Source organism: Hymenobacter telluris (assembly GCF_017313265.1).
Lineage (GTDB): Bacteria > Bacteroidota > Bacteroidia > Cytophagales > Hymenobacteraceae > Hymenobacter > Hymenobacter telluris.
Genome location: NZ_JAFLQZ010000016.1, coordinates 24,749 through 45,439, shown reverse-complemented (window position 1 = coordinate 45,439; position 20,691 = coordinate 24,749). Strand labels below are relative to the sequence as shown.

The following is a 20,691-nucleotide window of genomic DNA, read 5'->3' as shown; positions in this document are numbered from 1 at the left end:
TTTTTCGTTTTTGGCTTTTCGTTTTTCGGACCGTTCCGGCGGTTTGATAATCGATTTACTCCCTGCCCTCCCAACAACGAAAAACGAATAACCAAAAACGAACAGCAAAAAAATGTCCCGCATCCTGACCGGCATCCAGAGCACTGGCCGCCCCCACTTGGGCAACTTGCTCGGTGCCATCTTACCCGCCGTTGAGCTATCGAAAAGCAGTGCCAATCAGTCGCTACTTTTTATTGCCGACCTGCACTCCCTGACCACCGTGCGCAACGCCGAAACGTTGCGCCACAACACCTATTCGGTAGCTGCTGCGTGGCTGGCCTGCGGGTTCGATACCGAGAAAAATCTGTTCTATCGGCAATCGGATGTGCCCCAGGTGACGGAGCTGGCCTGGTACCTGTCGTGCTTTGCGCCGTACCCGATGCTGGCCAATGCCCACTCGTTCAAGGATAAGAGCGACAAGCTCTCGGACGTGAATGCGGGGCTGTTCACGTACCCGGTGCTGATGGCAGCTGATATTTTGCTGTATGATGCCGACTTTGTGCCGGTGGGCAAAGACCAGATTCAGCACCTGGAAATCACCCGCGACATTGCTAGCACCTTCAACAACCGCTACGGCGAAACCTTCGTGCTGCCCCAGGCCAAGACGGACGAGCAAATCCAGACCATTCCGGGCCTCGACGGGCAGAAGATGAGCAAGAGCTACGGCAACATCATCGACATCTTCCTGGATGACAAGGCATTGCTCAAGAACATCAAGCTAATTGTATCAGATAGCACGCCGCTGGAAGAACCCAAAAACCCCGATACGGATACCACCTTCAAGCTGTACTCGTTGCTGGCCACGCCCGCCGAAACCGCCGATATGCGCGCCCGGTACCTGGCTGGCGGCTACGGCTACGGCCACGCCAAACAGGCGTTGTTTGAGCTAATCAAGCAGCGCTTTGCCACCGAGCGAGAGCAGTTCAACTTCTACATGAGCAACCTGCCGGAACTGGACGCCCGTCTCGCCGAAGGCGCCCGCAAAGCCCAGGCCTACGGTACAGAAGTACTGAACAAGGTGCGCGAGAAGGTAGGCTACCTGCGGCGGTAGAAAGTGAAATAGTGAAGTGGTGAAATGGTGAGTTTGACGTACTGGCTGCGCAAATGGCGCAATAAGCACGTCAAACTCACCATTTCACCACCTCACCTAATGGACAACCTGCTCGTGGGAGAAGCTGAAGCCTACTTTGCTGGGGCGGCTAACTTGCTGGTTTTCCAGCTTCTGCTTCACTGATATTTTCTGGATGTCGTCGAGCGGCGGGGCAATGAGGTCGTTGTTGACGGCGGCAATCATGGCGCTTTCCACGAAGAGTTTCATGCCATCGGGCGTTACTACGTTGTCCGACATATCGTTGTCGGGTAGCTCCAGCTGTTGCACGCCTTCCAGGAAATAGTGGTTGTCGATGTTGATGAGCAGGCGGCCCACCAGGTAGCCAGGGTCGTTCATACGCTGGTACTTGATGCTGTCGGCCATGAAATTGTATGCCATGATGTGCCCGAAAAAGCGCCGCCGGAAGTCGTCCTCCACGTATTTGGTGGGCATGGGTCCGTACTCATCCGGGAAGGTCACGATGTTGGAGTGCATGACGAACACCAGCAAGTCGCCGGAGAACCGGATGTGGAACTCCATGTCGTTGATAGGCCGATATTCAATGATGACGGTGGAATCGACGGGCGTGATTTTGCGGCTCAGCTCCACTACTAGTTCCTGGGTCACCTTGCGCAACAGGTCGAAGGTGGACATGGTATTGCGGTAGATGGCCTGCTTGGCTGAGGATTTCTGCTTGAGGCCATCGAAAATCTGGTCGAGACGGTCGGCGGGAGCTTCGGCGGGCTCCCCGGCAGCGTTGGGCGCGGCGTTGTCGGTGTTGGTGGAGCCGCTGGTGGGTGTGTGCGGGGCACCGGGAGTACCATCGTCGGTTTGCGTGCTAACGGTGGGGGCGGGAGCGGTTTTCTTTTTGGCCATGCAGGAGAGGATTGACGCACCAGGCGCTAGCCAGGGCATAGTGAATCCAAGCAATTCAGCTTGGGCAAGTGCTAGTACGTACGCAAAGTAGCAACTCAACAGTTACCGCTACTGGTTTGCAGCTACGGTTTTTCCAGCGTAGGTGGGGCCGAAAGCCGCTCGGCTTGCGGCCACTGGTTGCTGCGAAACGCCACCGTCCGCAGCCCCGCGTGCGGGAATTCGGTGGTAGGAGGCAGCAGCATATTTTGCGCCGATTCGTGACTCAGGGCCTCCCCTACCGTGCGCACGGCGCCGGCCGGCACGGCGCGCAACTCCAGTTCTTGCAGCAAAGCAGCGCCACTGACTTCGGCTATTCTTGCCCGTAATAATTGCTCTAGCTCGGTGCGGTGCGCTACACGGGCTGGGTTGGTAGCAAAGCGGGTTTCAGTGGCCCACGCGGGCCGGGCCAGCACGGCGCAGAGCTGCTGGAACTGCCGGTCGGCGCCCACCGCCAACAGCAGCCGTACGCCATCAGCAGCCTGATACACGGTGCCGTAGGGCACAATGCTGGGGTGGCCAGAGCCCAGGGGCTGTGGGTCGTGGCCGGTAACCAGAAACGTAGCAGCCTGATTAGCCAGTGAAGCCAGCGCGCTATCCAGCAACGACACCTGCACCAAGGCACCACGGCCGGTTTTTTCGCGCTGGTACAAGGCAGTCAGCAAGCCTTCCTTAAGCTGATGCGCGGCCAATAGGTCGATGAGGGCCACTGGCATTTTTTGCGGCTCTGTGGCGGGGCCGGCAGCGTTGAGGTGCATGAAACCGGCTTCAGCTTGCAGCACGGCATCGTAGCCGGCGCGGGGAGCAGCGGGGCCGTAGCCGGTGAGGTGGCCATAGAGCAGCCGGGGGTTGAGGGCGGCCAGAGTGGCGTAATCCACGCCCAGCTTTTCGGCGTCGCCGGGCTTGTAGCTGGTCAGCACGATGTCGGCGCGGGCCACCAGGCGGTGTACTTCGGCCCGGCCCGGGGTGGTGGTCAGGTCCAACACCACAGACTGCTTGCCCCAATTGGCGCAGCTGAAATACGCCGAAACGGTGGTATTGGTGGCTTCGGCCGGGGTACGCCAGGAACGGGTGACGTCGCCGGCCGGGGCTTCCACTTTCAACACTTCTGCCCCCAACTCAGCAAAGAACTGGCCCACCTGCGGCCCGGCCAGCACGGAGGCCAGCTCCAGCACAAACAAACCGTGGAAAGGTAGCTGAGGTGAGAATACAGTGTCAGGCATAGTAGGGCAGGCAGAAAGGTCAGCTTGCAAGATAGCCCCGGTCCCGTAATCCTTGTAGGGGGTCAGGCAGCTCCTCCAGGCGCCCGTTGTGCAGCATGTACACCACGTCGCAGAGTGGCAACAGCTCCGTGAAACGGTGGTCGGTGATAAGCAGGCCCTTGCGGACTTTCACTTGCTGGATAACGTCGGACAGTGTTTCGATGTGCACCGGCATCACGCCGGAAAAAGGTTCATCCAACAACGAAAAGCGCGTGTCGGCGTGTAGCAGTAATAGCACCTGCACCAGCCGTGACGTACCACCTGACAGCTCACCGATGCGTTGGTGCAGTTGGGCTTGCAGCTCCGGAAAGGCCGCCAGCGCAGCGTGCCCATCTATGCGCAGCAGCTGAGCCGCCTCGGCTACCGTTATGGCGGCGGGCAGCATGAGTGTCTGAGGCAGATAGTTGAGCAAGCCGGGCTGTTGGTAAGCGGGCACCGCGTAGCGGCCATTCACGCGCACCGACGCATCGGGCACGTGCCGCCCGCCGAAAATGGTTTGCAGCAGCGTGGATTTACCGCAGCCGTTGCGCCCCATCAGCCCTACCACCTGGCCGGTTTGCACCCGGATGTACACGTCGGAAAGGATGCGGCGCTGGCCGAATTGCAGCTGAATGCCGTCGGCCTCCAGCACCCAGGGCGTAGTGGCGGAGTTTATAGCCATACCACAAGTTGCCGCAACAAGGCTACAACGCCGCTAAATAGCCCCGTATCCAGCAGCACAACGCCCGCCCATAGCTGCCAGGGCGCGATGTGCAGGTTCAGATACAGCCAATACTGGTTGGGACGCATCTGCCCCGACAGGTACCATACCACCGGATACGTAACCAGCTTCATGAGTAGCACACTGACGCCCAGTTGCAATGGCCAGTTACCAAACGGAACGGAGGTACCCAGTATCAGCAGGGAAAATAAGCTTAGCGCCGAAAACTGCGTGCGGTAGAACAAGAATAGGGCCCGTGGATACCTCCTCGAAAGCATAGGTTGGCTTGAATACCAGCAGACAACGCCCCGGCGGCCGGATTATTCTACTCGTCCCAGCCGCAGAAACACCGGAAACACTATTTCCCGTTCTGCGGGTCCCCACCGTGCCGTCAGCTCGTCGGCAATCAGTAGCACCGGGTCCTGGCCGTGCTGCTTTTCGTACTGCACCACGCTCGACCACGTGCGCAGGTAGTTCAGAAACCACTCCGCCGACCACTGCCGCCGCACCTGGAAGTGCGCGTGCTGCACGGCCTCAAACGGAAACGGGATACGCGCATATTCGTCGTCGATGTGCCAGCGGTTCTCGTCCCAGTACGGCCGCATGGTACCGGCGTAGAACTGTCGGACAAGTGGATCGATGGTTTCGTGCACTTGTACTAGGCCGTACCCCCACTCGGCTACCGTAGCCCCAGGGCGCGCCACGCGGCGCACTTCCTGGTTGAAAGCGGCGGCATCAAACCAATGCACAGCCTGGGCCACGGTTATTAGGTCCACAGACGTTGCCGGGAAAGGCGTACGCTCGGCCGGCGACACTTGGTAGGTGATAGTGGCCCGTTGCGGGGCTTGGGCCAGCTGCGCTTCACTGATGTCGGTGGCGGCTACGTGCTCGAAATGCTCGGCCAGCACCGCCGCTACCTGCCCGTTGCCGGTGGCACAGTCCCAGGCCCGCTCCCGGTGCGATGTGTGGGCCAGCAGAAACTCGTACAACGCGGGCGGGTAGTCGATGCGGTAGCGGGCGTATTGCGCGGCTTGGGCGGAAAAACGGTCGAGCATGGTTTCGTTTTTTGTTGTTGGTCTTTCGTTGTTTGTGCGCAAGTGCGTAAGAACGTCATGCTGAGCGCAGCGGAGCGTAGTCGAAGCATCTCGCCAGTGTTCTAACTCATTTGTTTCTGCAACCTCAGCACGCGAGATACTTTGGCAAGCTTTGCATGACGTTCTTACGCACGAACAACGAAAAACCAACAACAAAAAACGAAACCATGACTGTACCTATCCAAACGGGCTTACTCGCCTACGGTATGTCGGGGCGCATATTTCACGCGCCGTTTCTGGAGGCGCACCCCGGCTTTGCGCTGCGGGCCGTGGTGGAACGCAGCCGCAAGCAGATGCAGCAGGCTTATCCGCATACCATCAGCTACGACAGCGTGGGGGATTTGCTGCGCGACCCCACCATTGAGCTAGTGGTGGTCAACACGCCCAACGATACGCACTTCGACCTTGCCTGCGAGGCACTTCGGGCCGGCAAGCACGTACTGATTGAGAAACCCGTGGGCACCACCGCCGCCGATATTGAGGCCCTGTTTGCGCTGGGCCGCGAGATGAACCGCCAGGTATTCGGCTACCAGAACCGCCGCTGGGACAGTGACTTTCTGGCCGTGCGCAAGGTGGTGGAAAGCGGCCAGCTCGGTCAGCTAATCGAGGCGCATTTCCGCTTCGACCGATACAAGACGGCCATTCACACCAAGGTATTCAAGGAAGAACCCACCACGCTCGGCTCCGGCCTGCACTTCGACCTGGGCCCGCACATCCTCGACCAAGCCATCAGCTTGTTTGGCACGCCCAGCGAATTCCGCAAAACGCTCGGCAGTTTCCGCCCCCACTCCCGCGTGACCGATTATATGCAGTTGCACCTGCTGTACTCCTCGGGCCTGAACGTGTACCTGACCACCAGCCTGTTGGTCGCCGACCCTGGCCCAGCCTTCGTGCTGCACGGCACCCGCGGCAGCCTGCGCAAAGCCCGCACCGACGTGCAGGAAACCCAACTCGACCAGGGCCTCACACCCCTCGACGCCGCGTATGGTGTGGAACCTGCCGACGCCGTTGGCACGCTCACGGTGGTAAACGACAAAGGCGAAAAAACGGCAACGCCAGTGGCGGCGGAACGCGGAGACTACATGGGGTTGTTTGAGGCGGTGTACCAATCATTGCGGCACGGGCAGCCCTACCCTATTACAGAGCAGCACCTACGGACGCAGCTGGAAATTCTGGCCTCGTAAGCAGAGTAGCGCGGAAGCCACAAGAAATCCGCTCCGCGCTACTTTCCTCCTACTTGGTAAGCTGGGGGCTGCCGCCGTTGTTTCTCCTATCTTTGTTTCAAGCTGTTGCCTTATTGCTGTTAGTTGAACATCGACAACTAGTAGCTGAAAGCCAGCAGCCAACAGCTAAAAATACTGACCGGAAAAGCAAGGTCAGCCATTCACTCATCCTAACTCGCTCCCCCTTGACTTTTCACGAGTTCAACCTCCACGACGACCTATTGGCTGGCGTGGACGCCATGAATTACCAGAATGCCACCCCTATTCAGGAGCAGGCCATTCCTAAAATCATCGAAGGCAAAGACCTGATTGCCTGCGCGCAAACCGGCACCGGCAAAACCGCCGCCTATCTGCTGCCGCTTCTCGACAAGATTTCGCACGCCAAGCACGGTACCACGTCCACGCTCATTCTGGTGCCCACCCGCGAGTTGGCCACCCAGATTGACGAGCAGGTGACGGGTTTCGGCTACTTCGTGGAAGCCAGCAGCATTGCCATCTACGGTGGCGGCAAAAGTGAGAACTGGGAGCAGCAGAAACGCGCCCTCACCAGCGGCGCCGACATCATCATTGCCACGCCCGGCCGCCTGATTGCGCACCTGCAAATGGGCTACGTGAAGTTCGACACCCTCAAATATCTGGTGCTCGACGAGGCCGATAAGATGATGGACATGGGCTTCTCTGATGACATCCTGAACATTGTGCGGCAGTTGCCCAAGCAGCGCCAGACGCTGCTGTTCTCGGCCACCATGCCCAGCAAAATCCGGGACTTCTCCCGGCAGATTCTCAACGAGCCCGAGGAAATCCGGCTGGCCGTATCCAAGCCCGCCGCCGGCATCGACCAGCAGTTCTACATGGCCTTCGACCGCCAGAAAATCTACCTGCTCGAGCACATCATCAAAACCCAGGATGTGCAGAGCATGGTGCTATTCACCAGCCAGAAAGCCGCCGTGGCCGGCATTGTGCGGGCCATCAGCAAGCTGGGCTACGAGGCGCAGGGTATTTCGTCGGACCGCACACAGGAGGAGCGCGAGCAAATCATGCGCGACTTCAAAAACAAGAAGTTCCCGATCCTGGTGGCTACCGACGTGCTCAGCCGCGGCATTGACATCGACTCGCTGAGCCACGTGGTGAACTACGACATTCCGCGCGCCGCCGAGGATTACGTGCACCGCATTGGCCGCACGGCCCGCGCCGCCACCAAAGGCACGGCCATCACCTTCATTGCCGACCAGGACCAGGACCGGGTGGTGAAGATTGAGAAGCTGATTGAGCGCGAAGTGGAAAAGCAGAACATCACCGAAGCGCTCGGCCTGGGCCCGGCGCCCGAGTTCGACCCCAAGCGTTTCTCCGGCCTGCACGGCAAAATCGGCGGGCGGCCCGAGCGGGGCGGCCGCTCCGGCGGCGGCAGCCGCGACCGGGGCCCGCGCCCGGAAGGCGGTGACCGGGGCCCCCGCAGTGGCGGTGGCCGTGATGGTAGCCGCCCCGCCCGCAACGGTGCCCCCGACCCCAAAGACCCCAAGCACCAGGAACGCATAGCCAAAGCCCAGGCCGCCCTGGCCGCTTTGGATGCCGGCCAGGCGCCCGCCGTGCCGTATGAGCGCCCACCTCGTGCTCCGCGCCCCGAAGGCGAAACCCGCCCGGCTCGCCCACCCCGTGAGCCGCGTACTCCCCGCCCCGAAGGCGAAAACCAGGCCCGGGAACCTCGGGCCGAAGGTGAAGAAGGCCAGCGCCGCCGCAAACGAGGCGGCCGCAACCGCGGAGGCCGGGGCCCGCGCCCGGAAGGTGCCGCTCCGGCCGCCGAAGGCCAGGCTGCTGCACCATCAGCGGAGTAGTCAACTGAATTGCAAAAGAAAGGGCGGCTTCCCACAGGAAGCCGCCCTTTCTTTTACTTACGCCCTGGTTGTAAGGTGTAGTAACGAACAGAGTAAACAGTCCAAGCAAGCCAGTTTGAATTACTGAACGAGAGTACTATACACGCCTTCTTTCATCAGTTCCCGGTTGATAAAGGCCGCGGCCATGCTGCCGTTAGCCACTGCCACCGAAACCTGCCGCATGGGCGTGCTGTTGTCGCCGGCCACGAATACGCCGGGTACGTTGGTTTCGCCGAAAGCAGTGGCCTGGATAAGCCCGGTTTCGGTGTGGGTGCAGCCTAGTTGCGCGGCTATATCGGTGTGCTGCCGAAACGGCACCCGCGCAAACATGGCCGGCAGCGCATAAGCAACTCCGTCGGTCGTGCGCACGGCCTGAAGCCGACCGTTTTGATGCGCTAGCTCGGCTATGGGGGTTTCAATAAGTTGCACGTTGCGGGCTGCAATAGCCGCTTGTTGCTCGGTGGTAAGGTCGGCGGGGCCGTTGGTAAACAGCACCAACTCCTGGCTCCAGTAGTGAATCAGGGTGGCGAGTTCCTCGGCCATAGCACCGTTGGCAAGCAGCCCCAGTTTCTGGCCGTGCACCTCGTAGCCGTGGCAATACGGGCAATGCAGCACCGAAACGCCCCAGCACGCGGCAAAACCCGGAATAGCAGGCATTTCGTCTTTCACGCCGGTAGCCAGCAGCAGCTTGCGCCCGTGCAGCAATTCGCCCCGCTCGGTTGTCACCTGGAAGCCACTTTCTACGGCCTGCGCCGCTACCACTTTATCAGTTTGCAGCGCCACCGATGGGTAACGCAATACTTGCTCCCGCGCCGCGGCCGCAATGGCGGCCGGCGTTTCGCCGTCGCGGGTGAGGAAGTTGTGCGAGTGGGGCGTTTGGCGGTTGCAGGGCTGGTTGTGGTCGAGGACAAGCACCCGCCGCAACGCCCGGCCCAGCATCATGGCGGCGCTCAGGCCCGCATTGCTTGCTCCTACTATCAGTACATCGATTTCTTCCACGGCTTTTCTAATTCTTAAATGCAACAATGATGCAAATATAAATTATAAAGTCGATACGGGCTTCGAGCTTGAACAGCGCGGCTACTAAACGACTTGTAACGGGCTGTAAGCACAAAACCGTCATTCCTCGATTAGCTCGGAATGATGGTAGTTACTAAGGTCCTGTCCGGACAGCCTGCCTAACTGGCCTTGCCCCACACAAACAACCAGCGTACTGCCTTGTACAGCCCTACCGACACATAGCCCAGCGGCCCCAGCTGCACTTTGGGCCGTAGCGTTACGCTCAGAGTGGCGTAGTCGGTGAGGTGCTGGAGGCGCTTGAGGTGCCCCGTGAGCCTATCTGTTTCGGTATTGAGGCGTTGCAACTCCTTTTCCACGGCTACGGCTTCGGTGACGTTGGCGGCACGGGCCAACAACTCCAAATAGCGCTGGCGGGCCTTTTGGGCATTTTCCAGCCGGATTTGGTAGTCGGTGTACTCGTCGGTTACGTCTTGCCCGCTCAGCGTTTGGCTTTCCACTTTGCCCACTCTGGGCAACGCGGCCAGCACCGCCGTCAACCGCTCGGTGGGCACTCGTAGCTGCATCCGTTCCTCACTGGTTTGCACCAGATAGCCTTGCTCGTGCGCTACCAGCCGCCGCACCTGCGCCTGCGCCGAATCGGTGCGTGTCACGCGTAGCTGCACGGTAGCATTGTACACCAAGCGGCGGGCAACGGCGGGCGGAGCCGGGTTAGGGGCAGCGGCACCGGTGCTCTGTTCTTTCAATTCCGGTTGCTCAGTATCTGCTACCACCGGCGAGCTAGCCGATGCAGTCTGATAAAGCGCATTGGATGTGGTTCCGGCGCAGCTGGCCAGCAGACTCAACAGCAAGAACAGCGGCAATATGTTGGCGGTGCAAGTCATGGGGAGTAGCAGGCAATTGAAACACAGCGCTAAAGCCGCAACGATTACTGGGCGTTGGGTAGTATCTGCAAGTAGCGGGCCGGCACCTCATCCGTGAGCCACACCCCATTATCGGCTTGGTAGAAAAGGTAGCCGTCTTGCTGCATCTGGCGGGCATCCACCCCAAACACCACCGGCCGGCCATGCCGGCTCCCCACCGTGCGGGCCGTCGGGACATCGGTACTTAGGTGCACCTGCTGCCGACTCATTTTCTTCAGGCCATCCTGCGCAATCCGGGTCTGATATTGCGCCGCCGTGCCGTGGTAGAGCAGTTCGGGCGGCGTCAGGGGCTCATATCCCAAAGTCACTTCCACCGAATGTCCCTGGCTGGCCCTGATTCTCTGCTGGTCGTCGCTGAAGCGGAAGCGTTGCTTGGGGCTGGTTTCCACGATGTGCACCAGCGTTTCCAGCGTCAGCGGGACGTTGTGCACTTGCGCCTGCGTAAGGAGTTCTGGTACGCTGGCCCAGCCCTGCGCGTCTAATGTCAAGCCCAAGTGCGCGGGGTCGTGGCGGAGTACCAGGCTCAGAAGCTTGCTGAGCTTGGTGGTTTCTTTTTCGGTTAGCATAGCGTATTATTTACACTAATTAATTTAAGACCCTATTGAATTCACAAATGTGCCTTTGACAGAGAAACTAACAGGAATTCTACCAATACTTCTTCCCTTTAGGTGGAATACCAATGTTAGTTGAAAACCACCACCCGCTTCTTTTTACTGAAAATCTTTCGCTCGTAAAAAATGTATCTCGATAATATCTTACTGTTATTATACCTCCTGGCGGTGGTATAAAGAGAGGTGATTGACGTTTTTGCCTCAACACTGATAACGGCAAACAGCACTTAGAAAACGACCCTTCGCCGAAATGAACAAACTGCTGCATCACCTCCCTTTATACCACTGCCTTACTCTACAGCACCTGCCCTACCCCAAATAGCACGGTAAACACCAGCGTGCTGAGCGCCATTTGTTTGAGCAATGGGTCGAGCTGCATGGAATCCTGGCGCTGCCACACGGCGCGGGCGTTGAAGAGCAGCAGCGGCGCGGCCAGCACAAACAGCCACTGCCACGGCGAGTGATACGACAAGGCCACGTACACCACCGCGCAACCGAAACCCAGCAGCAGCAGCAACCAATGGTAGCGCCGGGCATGCACCGGCCCTAGTCGCACCGGAATCGTGATTTTGCCGGCCAATTTGTCGGAGCGAATGTCGCGGATGTTGTTGACGTTGAGCACCGCCGTAGCAAAACAGCCCAGCGCCGCCGCGGGCAGCAGCACGCCCAACGGCAACGAGCGGGTTTGCAGGAAATACGTGCCGCACACGCCCACCAGCCCGAAGAACACGAATACTGACAAGTCGCCGAGGCCGGCGTAGCCATAGGGCTTGGAACCCGCCGTGTAGTTCACGGCCGCCCAAATGGCCGACAAGCCGAGTACGAAGAAGGTCGCAAAAATCCAGGCGCCGGCCGTACCCAGTGCTACCCACAGCAGTAGCAAGCCACTCACCAACGACAAGAAGCCGAATACGCCCATGCCGCGCTTCATTTGAGCCGGCGTAATGGCGCCGCTTTGCACGGCCCGCTGTGGCCCTTCGCGGTGTACGCTGTCGGCGCCGTTCTGCGAGTCGCCGTAGTCGTTGGCGAGGTTGCTCAGGATTTGGAGCAGGATGGTGGTAAGGGCGGCCAAACCTACCACCGCGCCCCGAAACTGCCCGTGCGAAGCCGCCAGAAAGCCACCCGCTATAATGCTGGCCAACGCCAGCGGCAACGTGCGCGGCCGAAATGCGGAAACCCACGCTTTAGCGGGGCTGATAGCAGGAGAAGGAGTAGCAGTCATACTAGCACAAAAATAAGCACGTCCTGCTTGATCTGGCTTTCGCGCAGTCGAAACAGGACGTGCTTCATTACAAAACCAGGAAGTATTACTTCAAAATAGCCGCCACCAGCTCGTCGCTCAGGGGCTTCACTTTAGACGGGTAGAAGGCTACTACGTGGCCTTGCTCATCAACGAGGTACTTGCAGAAATTCCAGTTGGGAGCCTCACCTACGGCGCCGTTTTTCGTTTTGTCGGCCAGGAACTTGTAGAGCGGAGCAGCCTCGTCGCCTTTCACGGCCACCGTGGAAAACAGCGGGAACGTCACGCCGTAGTTTTTCTCGCAGAAAGAAGCCACTTCCTCATCGGAACTCAGCTCCTGCTTGAAGCTGTCGGAGGGGAAGCCCAGTACGGTTACTTTGCCGGCGTACTTCTTCGACAGCTCCTCCAGCTCTTTGTACTGGGGCGTGTAGCCGCACTTGGAAGCCGTATTCACAATGAGCAGCTTCTTGCCTTTGAACTGGCTCAGCTTCATGTCTTTGCCATCAATAGTCTTCACCGTGAAATCGTAGACAGTGGCGGGAGCGGCGGCGGTTTCAGACATGGCGGCAGAAGGCAAGGAGTTGGAAATGGAGGCAGACGAAAGGCCGCAAGCAGCCAGTATGCCCAGTAAGAACAAGCTTTTCATAGTACGGATGTGGCGAATTGGGGAGAAATGAGGCTGAGAGCGACGAACAAGCAAGCTCAACTATTCAGCAGTACAGCAAAGTAAGCTTGTTTGCCGACAGTAAACCGCTTGGCCCGGCCAGAGTTTCGCGGCAATAATGGCCACTCACCCTCAGCAGCAATGGTAGTTAGGTGGTGCTGGGGGTCAGCCACTTTTCCAGCGTGACGGGCACGTAGGCCAGCATCTTATCCAGTAAGCCGTTGGGCGTGGGGTCGCTCAGGAGCTGGTGGCGGTTTTCGCGGCGCAGCAGGCTTTCGTCGGCCATGTGGTCGAGGGCGCGGAGCAGGTGGTTGTAGTACCCGTCCACGTTGAGCACGCCAACCGCTTTGCGGTGTAGCCCAAGCTGGCCCCAGGTCAGCACTTCAAACAGCTCTTCGAGCGTGCCGTAGCCGCCGGGCATAGCCACGAAGCCTTCGGCGAGGTCGGCCATGAGGAGTTTCCGCTCGTGCATGCTTTTCACGATGTGCAGTTCGGTGAGGCCGCGGTGCTCCACTTCCTTGGCCGCCAGAAAATCGGGAATGACGCCAATGACTTTGCCGCCGTGCTGCAAGGCGCTATCGGCTACGGTGCCCATGAGGCCTACGCGGCCTCCGCCGTACACCAAGGTTATGTTGCGCTCGGCCAGTATGCGGCCCATTTCGTGGGCCTGCTGGGTGTATAGTGGGTTGGTTCCGGAGCTGGAACCGCAATAAACTGCTACGCTTTTCATAGAATGTGGCGCCAACTTCAGGTGGCCCGCCAAAGATACTAGCCGATTCAGGAACGGCGGGCAAGGCGTTGTGCTTGGTCGAACTGCAGGTTGGTACCGCGGCGGCTCCTTGCTGACCAAGCTCCGCAAACGTCCTACATTGCCAAGCTAAAGCCGGCTTATTGTTTGGGGGCTGACCTGTAGTTCAGCCTGCTGAACTATTAGCCGCGCGGTTAAAGTTCTTAAGAAGTAGCAGGTTATAACTAACCTAACGTAAAATTGTATATTGGTTGTAGCTACCGCCTTTTTCAGCTTCTTGTTCTGTGAATTCTTTTTCTTCGATGTACGCCGCTTGGCCGGATGCCGCGCTAGTAGATGCCTTGCAAGCAGACGAGGAAAAGGCATTTGCTGAAATCTACCAGCGGTATTGCTACCGTTTGTTTACGGTGGCTTATCGGAAGCTGAAGAGCCGCCCAGCCGCCGAAGAGCTGGTGCAGGACCTGTTTGCTGACCTCTGGAGCCGCCGAAGCACCAACCAGATTCAGCAGCTGGAAAACTACCTGTTTACGGCCATCCGGTACCGGATTATCAATTACATCAAGAGCCAGAAAGTGAAGTCGGGCTACGAGCTGTACTGCCGCATGAGCGCCAGCGAGGCCGATACCGACACCGAAAAACTACTGGCCCACAATGATTTGAGCGAGGCTCTGTTGGCGAGCCTGCGCAAGCTGCCCGAAAAATCGAGGGAGATATTTCAGCTTAGCCGGTTGGAGCACTACACCGTGCCCGAAATATCGAAGCGCGTCAGCTTATCGGAGAAGAGCGTCGAGTATCATCTCACCAAGTCGCTGAAGCTGCTGCGAACCTACCTGCGGGATTATTTGCTGCTGTTGCTGCCACTTTTCCTGTGGCTCCAGTAGACTTATAATTACCTTTATTACAGCTATTTACATTAACACATTCAGCCAGCGGCAAATTTTTTATAAAAAAATTTCAGTTTGGTTTAGGGGGTGCGGGCAGTTCGGTGACTTGCTAGTATAGAAGCCCACCTACGCCTGCTGACTGTGACTGAAGCTGAATTCCAGAACCTGCTCCAACGCTACCTCGACAACCAGTGCACCGCGCAAGAGCGGGCCTTGGTGGAACGGTGGTATGAGCGCCTCGACGAGCCAACCGGAATTCACTTGCAGAGCCAGAATCAGGAGGCCGTGGAAGATGCCATTTGGCAGCGCCTCCGCGGCGAGATGGTGCCAGAGCCGGCCAGCGGCCGGGTTGTTCAGCACCCCGCTTCGTTCTGGAAAACCGCCCCTGTTAAGTGGATTGCGGCGCTGCTGGTGTTGGGCGTGGCCCTGCGCTTCTTACTGCCCGCTACCAAGCTGCCCGACTTCCTGGGAAGCACCCCGGCCCCAGCCACCGCCTGGACCCTGCGCACCAACCAGACGCAGCAAATCCAACGCTTTGCTTTGCCGGATAACAGCCAGATTACCCTGCACCCCGGCAGCAGCCTCCGCTACCAAACGGCCTTTTCGGGCCCGAAGCGCGAAGTATATCTGCAAGGCGAGGCCTTCTTTAAAGTTAGCAAGAACAAGCGGCGGCCGTTTCTGGTGCTGACCAAGCAAGTGGTAACCACCGTTTTGGGTACCAGCTTCCGGGTGAAAGCCTACGCGGGCAGCAGTGAGGCCTCCGTGGCAGTACGGGAAGGAAAAGTGGCGGTGCAGAAGCGCGACGAGGCCCAACTCGATGCCACCCCAACCCACCCGGCCGCCGCGGGCGTGCTGTTGCTGCCCAACGAACAGGTGGTGTACTCGGTGGCCAGCCGCCATTTAAAAAAGCAGCTGGTTACCAAGCCGGCCTTGCTGCTGCCGCAGTCCTTCGAGTTCGAGGAACGGCCCGTGCCGGAAGTACTGGCGGCGCTTGAAAAGGCCTACGGGGTTGATATCGTGTACGATGAAGCCAAGCTGGCAGGTTGTACGGTCAGCATTTCCTTCACCAACGAGTCGTTGTTCGAGAAGCTAGGGCTGCTGTGTAAATCCCTGGGCGCCACCTATACCCTCTCCGACGCGCAAATTAGGTTCAACAGCAAAGGCTGTCAGTTGAACCAGGCGAAATAAGCGGCGGCGGTCTGCGCGCAATTCGCATAATCCGATTCCAAACAACAAGTGCCATAATTCCCATCACTTCTTATCACCTTATGAAACACCCAGTACATTTTCCTTCATGGCCGGCCCTGAGGGCTGTTATGCTCCACACAACCATGCTAGGCGTGCCGGTTGGCCTAGTGAGTGCTCATTCGAGCGTTGCCGCACAACCGATTGCGTCTCCGTCGGCCGCGGCGCGGGCCCAAACCGTGTTGGAGCGCAAAATCACCCTTCAGGTGGAGGGCCAGACCATCAAAGAAACGCTGACCCAGATTGCCAAGCAGGCCAACGTCCGTTTCGTGTACAGCCAGCAACTCATTGGTGCTGAACGCAAAGTAACGCTGGATGCCAGGGAGGAAAGCTTATCGGCGGTACTGGATGAGGTGCTGGCTCCGCTGAAGATCAGCTACGAGGTGACCAACGGCCGGATTGTATTACGTATACCAACTTACGCAAACGATTTCGGTAGCACTACTCAGCCACTGGATGTGGCGGTATCGGGCCGGATAGTGGACAGCAAAGGTGCCGGCTTGCCCGGCGTAACGGTTGTAGTGAAAGGCACCACCACCGGCACCAGCACCGGGCCCGACGGCAGCTTCACGATTCAGGCGCCTGAGAACAGTGTGTTGGTGGTGAGCTTTGTGGGTTTTACGCGCAAGGAAGTGCCGGTAACGGGTGCTACCACTAACCTATCGGTAACGCTAGTGGAAGACACCCAGGCCCTGAACGAAGTAGTGGTTATCGGCTACGGTACGGCCCGCAAAAGTGACCTGACCGGTTCCGTGGCCTCGGTGAGTAGCGCGCAGCTGACGCAGGTAGCTACCGCTGACCCCGTACAGGCCCTGCAAGGCCGGGTAGCCGGCGTAGAAGTAACCACTAACAGTGGGCAGCCGGGTTCCGGTACCCGCATTCGGGTGCGGGGCGTGGGCACCATCAACAACAGCGACCCGCTGTACGTGGTGGACGGCATCCAGACCGGTGACATCGGCTTTCTGCTGCCCGCTGATATTGAGTCAACCGAGATTCTGAAGGATGCTTCAGCCACGGCCATCTACGGCTCGCGCGGGGCGAATGGTGTGGTGCTCATCACCACCAAGCACGGCAAGGCGGGTGCCACGCAGTTCAACCTGTCGGGCTACACCGGCTTCCAGCAGATTCGGCGGACCCTGCCCCTGACCACCGCCGCCCAGTACGCCACACTCGTAACGGAGGCCTTCGCCAACAACGGCAACCAGGTACCGGCCAGCTATGCGCCGCTGCTGCAAGATGCCATTGCTACCAACGCCAAAGGCATTGACTACCAAGACCTAGTAACGCAAAAGGGCCTGATTACCAACTATAGCTTGTCGGCTTCGGGCGGTTCCGAGCAAAACCGCTACCTGATCAGCGGCAGCTATTTCCAGCAAAACGGCATTATCAAGAATTCGGGCTTCAAGAAGTACGTAATTCGGGTAAACGACGACGTGGTACTCACCAAGCGCATCAAGGCGGGCGTAGCGGCCACCTTTACCAATAGCAACCAAACGGGAGCCGGCGACGGTCAGGGTGGCTCGCCGCCTTACCTGGTGCTGCAATATGCCGTGCAAGCCAACCCGGTATTCAACCCGTTCGGCCCCAACGGCACGTACAACGAAGACATTATCACGCGCAACGTGCTGAACGTGCCGCGCTACCTCGACGAGCAGCAGTACAACAAGACGCAGAACAACAACCTGTTCAGCAGCAGCTACCTGGATATTTCGTTGTTTGAAGGGTTGTCGTTCCGCTCTACGTTCGGCGTCAACTACAACAACAACCACCCTAAAGCCTACCAGCCGCAGTACTACATCGGGCCGGTAGACAACCGGGCCCAGAGCGCGCTTATCGAGTCGCGCAACGAAAACGTTTCGTGGGTGTGGTCGAACTACGCCAACTACAACAAAACGCTTTCCGACAACAGCTCTTTCTCAGCTACCCTGGGCCAGGAAGCGCAGCGCGGGTACGGCAACGGCATTTCCGTCACGGCCTACAACGTACCAGCCGATATCTCCTTGCAATATGCGTCGGCCTCGCGTAGCACCGGCAACGTGGTGCGTAGCTCGCAGTACGATGGCAGCTTATTCTCCTACTTCGGCCGGGCCAACTACAACTTCCGCGACAAGTACCTGGTAACAGGTACGCTGCGCTTCGACCAGACCTCGAAGTTTCTCGGGCCGGTACGGCGGGGTACGTTCCCGTCGGTGGGTGCTGCCTGGAATATCTCCAACGAAAATTTCCTGAAGGACATCAGCTACCTGTCGGTGCTGAAGCTGCGGGCCAGCTACGGCCAGGTGGGCAACCAGAACGCCGCCCCCAACTACGGCTATGCGTCCGTGGCGAACAACAACCAGATCTACGTATTCAACGGCGCGCCTGCTCCCGGTTTGGCTATTACGCAGATCAACAATACGAAGCTGAAGTGGGAAACCGCCGTTACCACCGACGTGGGCATTGATGCCGAGCTGTTCAACAGCCAGCTGACCTTCACGGCCGACTATTACGAGCGGCGCACCCAAGACATGATTGCACTGTCGCCGGTACCCGACTACCTGGGGCAGGCTCCTGCTAGCGCCAACGTGGGTTCCCTGCGCAACCGCGGCCTGGAGCTAGCCATGAACTACCGCAATGAGATTGGCAAGCTGCAATACAACGTGGGTCTTAACTTCACCAAAATCAACAACGAAGTAACCAGCCTGGGCGGCGGCAACCCCATTGTGGCCGGCGCGGTGCTCACGCAAATCGGCAACACCACCCTCACGAGCGTAGGCCGCGAAATAGCCTACTTCTACGGCTTGCAGGCCCAGGGCGTGTTTCATAGCCAGGCCGAAATTGATGCCTATACCTCCACCAACGCCGCTGGCGTGACGGCGCCGGTGCAGCCGGGGGCCAAGCCTGGCGACGTGCGCTATGTGGACTCCAACGGCGACGGCACCATTACGGGCGCCGACAACACGTACCTGGGCAGCGGTACTCCCGATTTCAGCTACGGTGCTTCGCTGAACCTGAGCTATTCGGGCTTCGATTTCAAGGTTCTGCTGTATGGTGTGCAGGGTGCCGAAGCCGTGAACGGCGCCGGTTTCCACCTAAACAAGTCTGCCGACTTTGTGGGGGTATGGAGCAACTTCTACGCGAGCCGCATGGACCGCTGGACGCCCAACAACCCCAATAGCAATCAGCCCCGCATCACGTCGAACGATACCAACGGCAACGACCGTTTAAGCAGCCGCCACATAGAAGACGCCAGCTACCTGCGCGCCCGCAACATGGAGCTAGGCTACACGCTGCCCCAGGCCTTCTTAAGCAAGGTCAAGGTGAAAGGGGCTCGGGTGTTTGCCTCGGTCGACAACGTGTTTACCATCACGGACTACACCGGCTACGACCCCGAAATTTCCACGTCGGCCTCGTACAACAACCCCCTCGCGTACGGCGTCGACTACGGCAACTATCCGCAGGCCCGTACCTACCGCCTGGGCTTCAACGTGCAGTTCTAATCAGTTACTTCCCACCTCCCGTTATATGAAACTTACCCGCGCCGCTTTGTTCGGCCTGTTGCTGACTACCGCCCTGGCTCCTGGCTGCAAGAGCTTCCTCGATAAGGAGCCGCTTGGCACCACCACGCAGGACAATCTTTTCCGGGACCCTACCAATGCCGTGCAGGCCATTAATGCCGTGTACGATGTAGCCGCCTGGGACCAGGGCCCCAAATGGGGTGACCCCAACGGCCAGTACGTGGCCCAGAACTTCGAATGGATGTTTGGCGACTTAATGACGGATGATTCCGACAAGGGGGGCAGCTCACCCAGCGACTTTCCTTCCCTTATCGAGCTCAAAACCTGGAACACGCCAACTAGTAGTCCCATCGTCAACTCACTCTGGACGCATAGCTTCACGGGTATTGCGCGCGCTAACACGGTGATTAACAACGTGGATGCGGGCACTATCGACGCGGCGCTCAAATCGCGCCTGAAAGGCGAAGCCCTGTTTCTGCGGGCGTATTTCTACTTCAACCTGGTGAAGCTGTACGGGGGCGTTCCGCTGTTCGAGAAAACCCTGACGCCGACGGAAGCTCCCAACGCAACCCGCGCGACCATCGCGCAGACCTACGCCTTTATTGAGAAGGACCTGAAGGATGCCGCGGGTTTGCTGCCGGAAAAAAGCGCTTATGCTGCTGCCGACCTGGGCCGCGCGACCAAAGGCGCCGCCAACGGCTACCTGGCCCGCGTTATCATGTACCAGCTGGGCACCGTGAACGGCAACAACCACACGTGGCAGGAAGTGTACGACATTACGAACACCATTACTGCCTCCAACCAATACAGCCTGCTGGCCAACTACGCGGCCATTCACCAGGACATTGGGGAGAACAGCAGCGAATCGTTGTTTGAAATCCAGTTTGGCTCGGACAACAACGGGTACGGCCCTATTTCGATAGGTACCACCAGCAATATTTTTCAGAACAACCGCAACACGTTTGGCTACGGGTTCAACAACCCCACGCAGAGTCTCGTGGATGAGTTTGAGACCAACGACCCACGCCGCGAAGTCACCATTATTAAGGACAACGACATCGTGCTGGGCATCCTCAACCGCATCGACCTCACCCAAAACGCTACGGGCTATTTCAACCGGAAGGCGGCTATCCTCCGACCCAATGCGCCGGAGTCGGGCCCGCAGAACATCCGTAAGATTCGCTACGCCGATATTCTGCTGATGAAGGCTGAAGCCGCAGCCCGGCTAAACCGCCCCGCCGAAGCTGTAATGCTGGTCAATCAGGTGCGCGGCCGGGCCCGCCTTTCCACCCGGCCACCCGGCACCCGCTTGGGCACGCTCACCTACGAGCCTACCAACGCCCCCGCCGGCACGCTGCCAGACCTGGCAATGAGTTTGTCGGGCCAACCCTTGCTGAATGCCATCTGGCACGAGCGGCGGGTGGAGTTTGGCGAGGAGTCGTTGCGCCTCTGGGATTTGATGCGGACGGGCCGCTACATGGCCATCCTGTCGCCTGAAGTGCGGGCCCGGGCCATGTCGCACGTAGCTACCGAAACCTCGGTGAACCCGACGCCTCTGCTGCCAATTCCTTTGAATGACGCTCAAAGCTGGAAGGTGCCGCAAAACCCTGGCTACAACTAAGCCTCGGTGCTACGTTGGGTAAGTGTTTGTAGGAGCACTGCCTAACGTAG

18 protein-coding genes are annotated in these 20,691 nt (G+C 58.8%); 7 read left to right on the top strand and 11 right to left on the bottom strand.

The window, feature by feature from the left end; all coding sequences use genetic code 11:
- The first annotated feature begins 112 nt into the window (after window positions 1-112).
- On the top strand, window positions 113-1,090 hold the full coding sequence (gene trpS / locus J0X19_RS19135) for a tryptophan--tRNA ligase (RefSeq protein ID WP_206986032.1): 978 nt from the start codon (window positions 113-115) through the stop codon (window positions 1,088-1,090).
- Between the two features lie 96 nt (window positions 1,091-1,186).
- Here the strand turns inward: trpS and J0X19_RS19130 are convergent, their stop codons facing one another.
- From J0X19_RS19130 to J0X19_RS19110, 5 genes are all read right to left on the bottom strand, one after another.
- On the bottom strand, window positions 1,187-2,005 hold the full coding sequence (locus J0X19_RS19130; protein ID WP_242583019.1) for a hypothetical protein: 819 nt from the start codon (window positions 2,003-2,005) through the stop codon (window positions 1,187-1,189).
- A 122-nt stretch (window positions 2,006-2,127) separates the two neighbouring features.
- Window positions 2,128-3,264 carry a CaiB/BaiF CoA transferase family protein gene (locus J0X19_RS19125; protein WP_242583016.1) on the bottom strand — a complete coding sequence of 379 codons (1,137 nt, stop codon included), beginning with the start codon at window positions 3,262-3,264 and terminating at the stop codon, window positions 2,128-2,130.
- 19 nt (window positions 3,265-3,283) lie between these two features.
- Window positions 3,284-3,964 carry an ATP-binding cassette domain-containing protein gene (locus J0X19_RS19120; protein ID WP_206986031.1) on the bottom strand — a complete coding sequence of 227 codons (681 nt, stop codon included), beginning with the start codon at window positions 3,962-3,964 and terminating at the stop codon, window positions 3,284-3,286.
- Entirely contained in the window at window positions 3,955-4,248 is a 294-nt protein-coding gene (locus J0X19_RS19115) for a hypothetical protein (protein WP_206986030.1), read from the bottom strand. The genes J0X19_RS19120 and J0X19_RS19115 overlap by 10 nt, the downstream gene beginning before the upstream one ends.
- A 75-nt stretch (window positions 4,249-4,323) precedes the next feature.
- Window positions 4,324-5,058 carry a class I SAM-dependent methyltransferase gene (locus tag J0X19_RS19110; protein WP_206986029.1) on the bottom strand — a complete coding sequence of 245 codons (735 nt, stop codon included), beginning with the start codon at window positions 5,056-5,058 and terminating at the stop codon, window positions 4,324-4,326.
- Between the two features lie 206 nt (window positions 5,059-5,264).
- On the opposite strand from J0X19_RS19110, the gene J0X19_RS19105 reads away from it, so the two are divergent.
- Window positions 5,265-6,281 carry a Gfo/Idh/MocA family oxidoreductase gene (locus tag J0X19_RS19105; protein ID WP_206986028.1) on the top strand — a complete coding sequence of 339 codons (1,017 nt, stop codon included), beginning with the start codon at window positions 5,265-5,267 and terminating at the stop codon, window positions 6,279-6,281.
- Window positions 6,282-6,559: 278 nt separating this feature from the next.
- The gene (locus J0X19_RS19100; RefSeq protein WP_206986116.1) at window positions 6,560-8,152 is read left to right on the top strand and encodes a DEAD/DEAH box helicase; all 1,593 of its coding nucleotides are present in this window, start codon (window positions 6,560-6,562) and stop codon (window positions 8,150-8,152) included.
- Between the two features lie 120 nt (window positions 8,153-8,272).
- Here J0X19_RS19100 and J0X19_RS19095 read toward each other — a convergent pair whose 3' ends face one another.
- The 6 genes from J0X19_RS19095 to J0X19_RS19070 all read right to left on the bottom strand — a co-directional run bounded on the left by J0X19_RS19095 (window position 8,273) and on the right by J0X19_RS19070 (window position 13,376).
- On the bottom strand, window positions 8,273-9,190 hold the full coding sequence (locus J0X19_RS19095; RefSeq protein WP_317194796.1) for an NAD(P)/FAD-dependent oxidoreductase: 918 nt from the start codon (window positions 9,188-9,190) through the stop codon (window positions 8,273-8,275).
- A 179-nt stretch (window positions 9,191-9,369) separates the two neighbouring features.
- Window positions 9,370-10,092: a DUF4349 domain-containing protein gene (locus J0X19_RS19090; protein WP_206986027.1), complete on the bottom strand. Its 723-nt coding sequence runs from the start codon at window positions 10,090-10,092 to the stop codon at window positions 9,370-9,372.
- A 44-nt stretch (window positions 10,093-10,136) separates the two neighbouring features.
- The gene (locus tag J0X19_RS19085; protein WP_206986026.1) at window positions 10,137-10,697 is read right to left on the bottom strand and encodes an RNA 2'-phosphotransferase; all 561 of its coding nucleotides are present in this window, start codon (window positions 10,695-10,697) and stop codon (window positions 10,137-10,139) included.
- Window positions 10,698-11,037: 340 nt separating this feature from the next.
- Window positions 11,038-11,964 carry a 1,4-dihydroxy-2-naphthoate polyprenyltransferase gene (locus J0X19_RS19080; RefSeq protein ID WP_206986025.1) on the bottom strand — a complete coding sequence of 309 codons (927 nt, stop codon included), beginning with the start codon at window positions 11,962-11,964 and terminating at the stop codon, window positions 11,038-11,040.
- 85 nt (window positions 11,965-12,049) lie between these two features.
- Window positions 12,050-12,544 (bottom strand): glutathione peroxidase, encoded by a 495-nt coding sequence (locus tag J0X19_RS19075; RefSeq protein WP_242583013.1) that lies wholly within the window; start codon window positions 12,542-12,544, stop codon window positions 12,050-12,052.
- 250 nt (window positions 12,545-12,794) lie between these two features.
- Window positions 12,795-13,376, bottom strand: a complete 582-nt coding sequence (locus tag J0X19_RS19070; RefSeq protein WP_206986023.1) for an LOG family protein — start codon at window positions 13,374-13,376, stop codon at window positions 12,795-12,797.
- A gap of 302 nt (window positions 13,377-13,678) precedes the next feature.
- Here J0X19_RS19070 and J0X19_RS19065 point away from each other — a divergent pair, with 302 nt between their 5' ends.
- The 4 genes from J0X19_RS19065 (at window position 13,679) to J0X19_RS19050 (ending at window position 20,641) form a co-directional block, all read left to right on the top strand.
- Window positions 13,679-14,275: an RNA polymerase sigma factor gene (locus tag J0X19_RS19065; RefSeq protein ID WP_206986022.1), complete on the top strand. Its 597-nt coding sequence runs from the start codon at window positions 13,679-13,681 to the stop codon at window positions 14,273-14,275.
- 144 nt (window positions 14,276-14,419) lie between these two features.
- Window positions 14,420-15,466 carry a FecR family protein gene (locus tag J0X19_RS19060; protein WP_206986021.1) on the top strand — a complete coding sequence of 349 codons (1,047 nt, stop codon included), beginning with the start codon at window positions 14,420-14,422 and terminating at the stop codon, window positions 15,464-15,466.
- 128 nt (window positions 15,467-15,594) lie between these two features.
- Window positions 15,595-19,002 (top strand): TonB-dependent receptor, encoded by a 3,408-nt coding sequence (locus J0X19_RS19055; protein WP_206986020.1) that lies wholly within the window; start codon window positions 15,595-15,597, stop codon window positions 19,000-19,002.
- A gap of 25 nt (window positions 19,003-19,027) precedes the next feature.
- A complete protein-coding gene (locus J0X19_RS19050) occupies window positions 19,028-20,641 on the top strand; it encodes a RagB/SusD family nutrient uptake outer membrane protein (protein WP_206986019.1) in 1,614 nt (537 codons plus the stop codon).
- Window positions 20,642-20,691 lie beyond the last annotated feature (50 nt).

Coding starts and splice junctions, on each gene's coding strand:
- trpS (WP_206986032.1), top strand. CDS start 113: ATGTCCCGCATCCTGACCGGCATCCAGAGCACTGGCCGCCCCCACTTG.
- J0X19_RS19130 (WP_242583019.1), bottom strand. CDS start 2,005: ATGGCCAAAAAGAAAACCGCTCCCGCCCCCACCGTTAGCACGCAAACC.
- J0X19_RS19125 (WP_242583016.1), bottom strand. CDS start 3,264: ATGCCTGACACTGTATTCTCACCTCAGCTACCTTTCCACGGTTTGTTT.
- J0X19_RS19120 (WP_206986031.1), bottom strand. CDS start 3,964: ATGGCTATAAACTCCGCCACTACGCCCTGGGTGCTGGAGGCCGACGGC.
- J0X19_RS19110 (WP_206986029.1), bottom strand. CDS start 5,058: ATGCTCGACCGTTTTTCCGCCCAAGCCGCGCAATACGCCCGCTACCGC.
- J0X19_RS19105 (WP_206986028.1), top strand. CDS start 5,265: ATGACTGTACCTATCCAAACGGGCTTACTCGCCTACGGTATGTCGGGG.
- J0X19_RS19100 (WP_206986116.1), top strand. CDS start 6,560: ATGAATTACCAGAATGCCACCCCTATTCAGGAGCAGGCCATTCCTAAA.
- J0X19_RS19090 (WP_206986027.1), bottom strand. CDS start 10,092: ATGACTTGCACCGCCAACATATTGCCGCTGTTCTTGCTGTTGAGTCTG.
- J0X19_RS19085 (WP_206986026.1), bottom strand. CDS start 10,697: ATGCTAACCGAAAAAGAAACCACCAAGCTCAGCAAGCTTCTGAGCCTG.
- J0X19_RS19080 (WP_206986025.1), bottom strand. CDS start 11,964: ATGACTGCTACTCCTTCTCCTGCTATCAGCCCCGCTAAAGCGTGGGTT.
- J0X19_RS19075 (WP_242583013.1), bottom strand. CDS start 12,544: ATGTCTGAAACCGCCGCCGCTCCCGCCACTGTCTACGATTTCACGGTG.
- J0X19_RS19070 (WP_206986023.1), bottom strand. CDS start 13,376: ATGAAAAGCGTAGCAGTTTATTGCGGTTCCAGCTCCGGAACCAACCCA.
- J0X19_RS19055 (WP_206986020.1), top strand. CDS start 15,595: ATGCTCCACACAACCATGCTAGGCGTGCCGGTTGGCCTAGTGAGTGCT.
- J0X19_RS19050 (WP_206986019.1), top strand. CDS start 19,028: ATGAAACTTACCCGCGCCGCTTTGTTCGGCCTGTTGCTGACTACCGCC.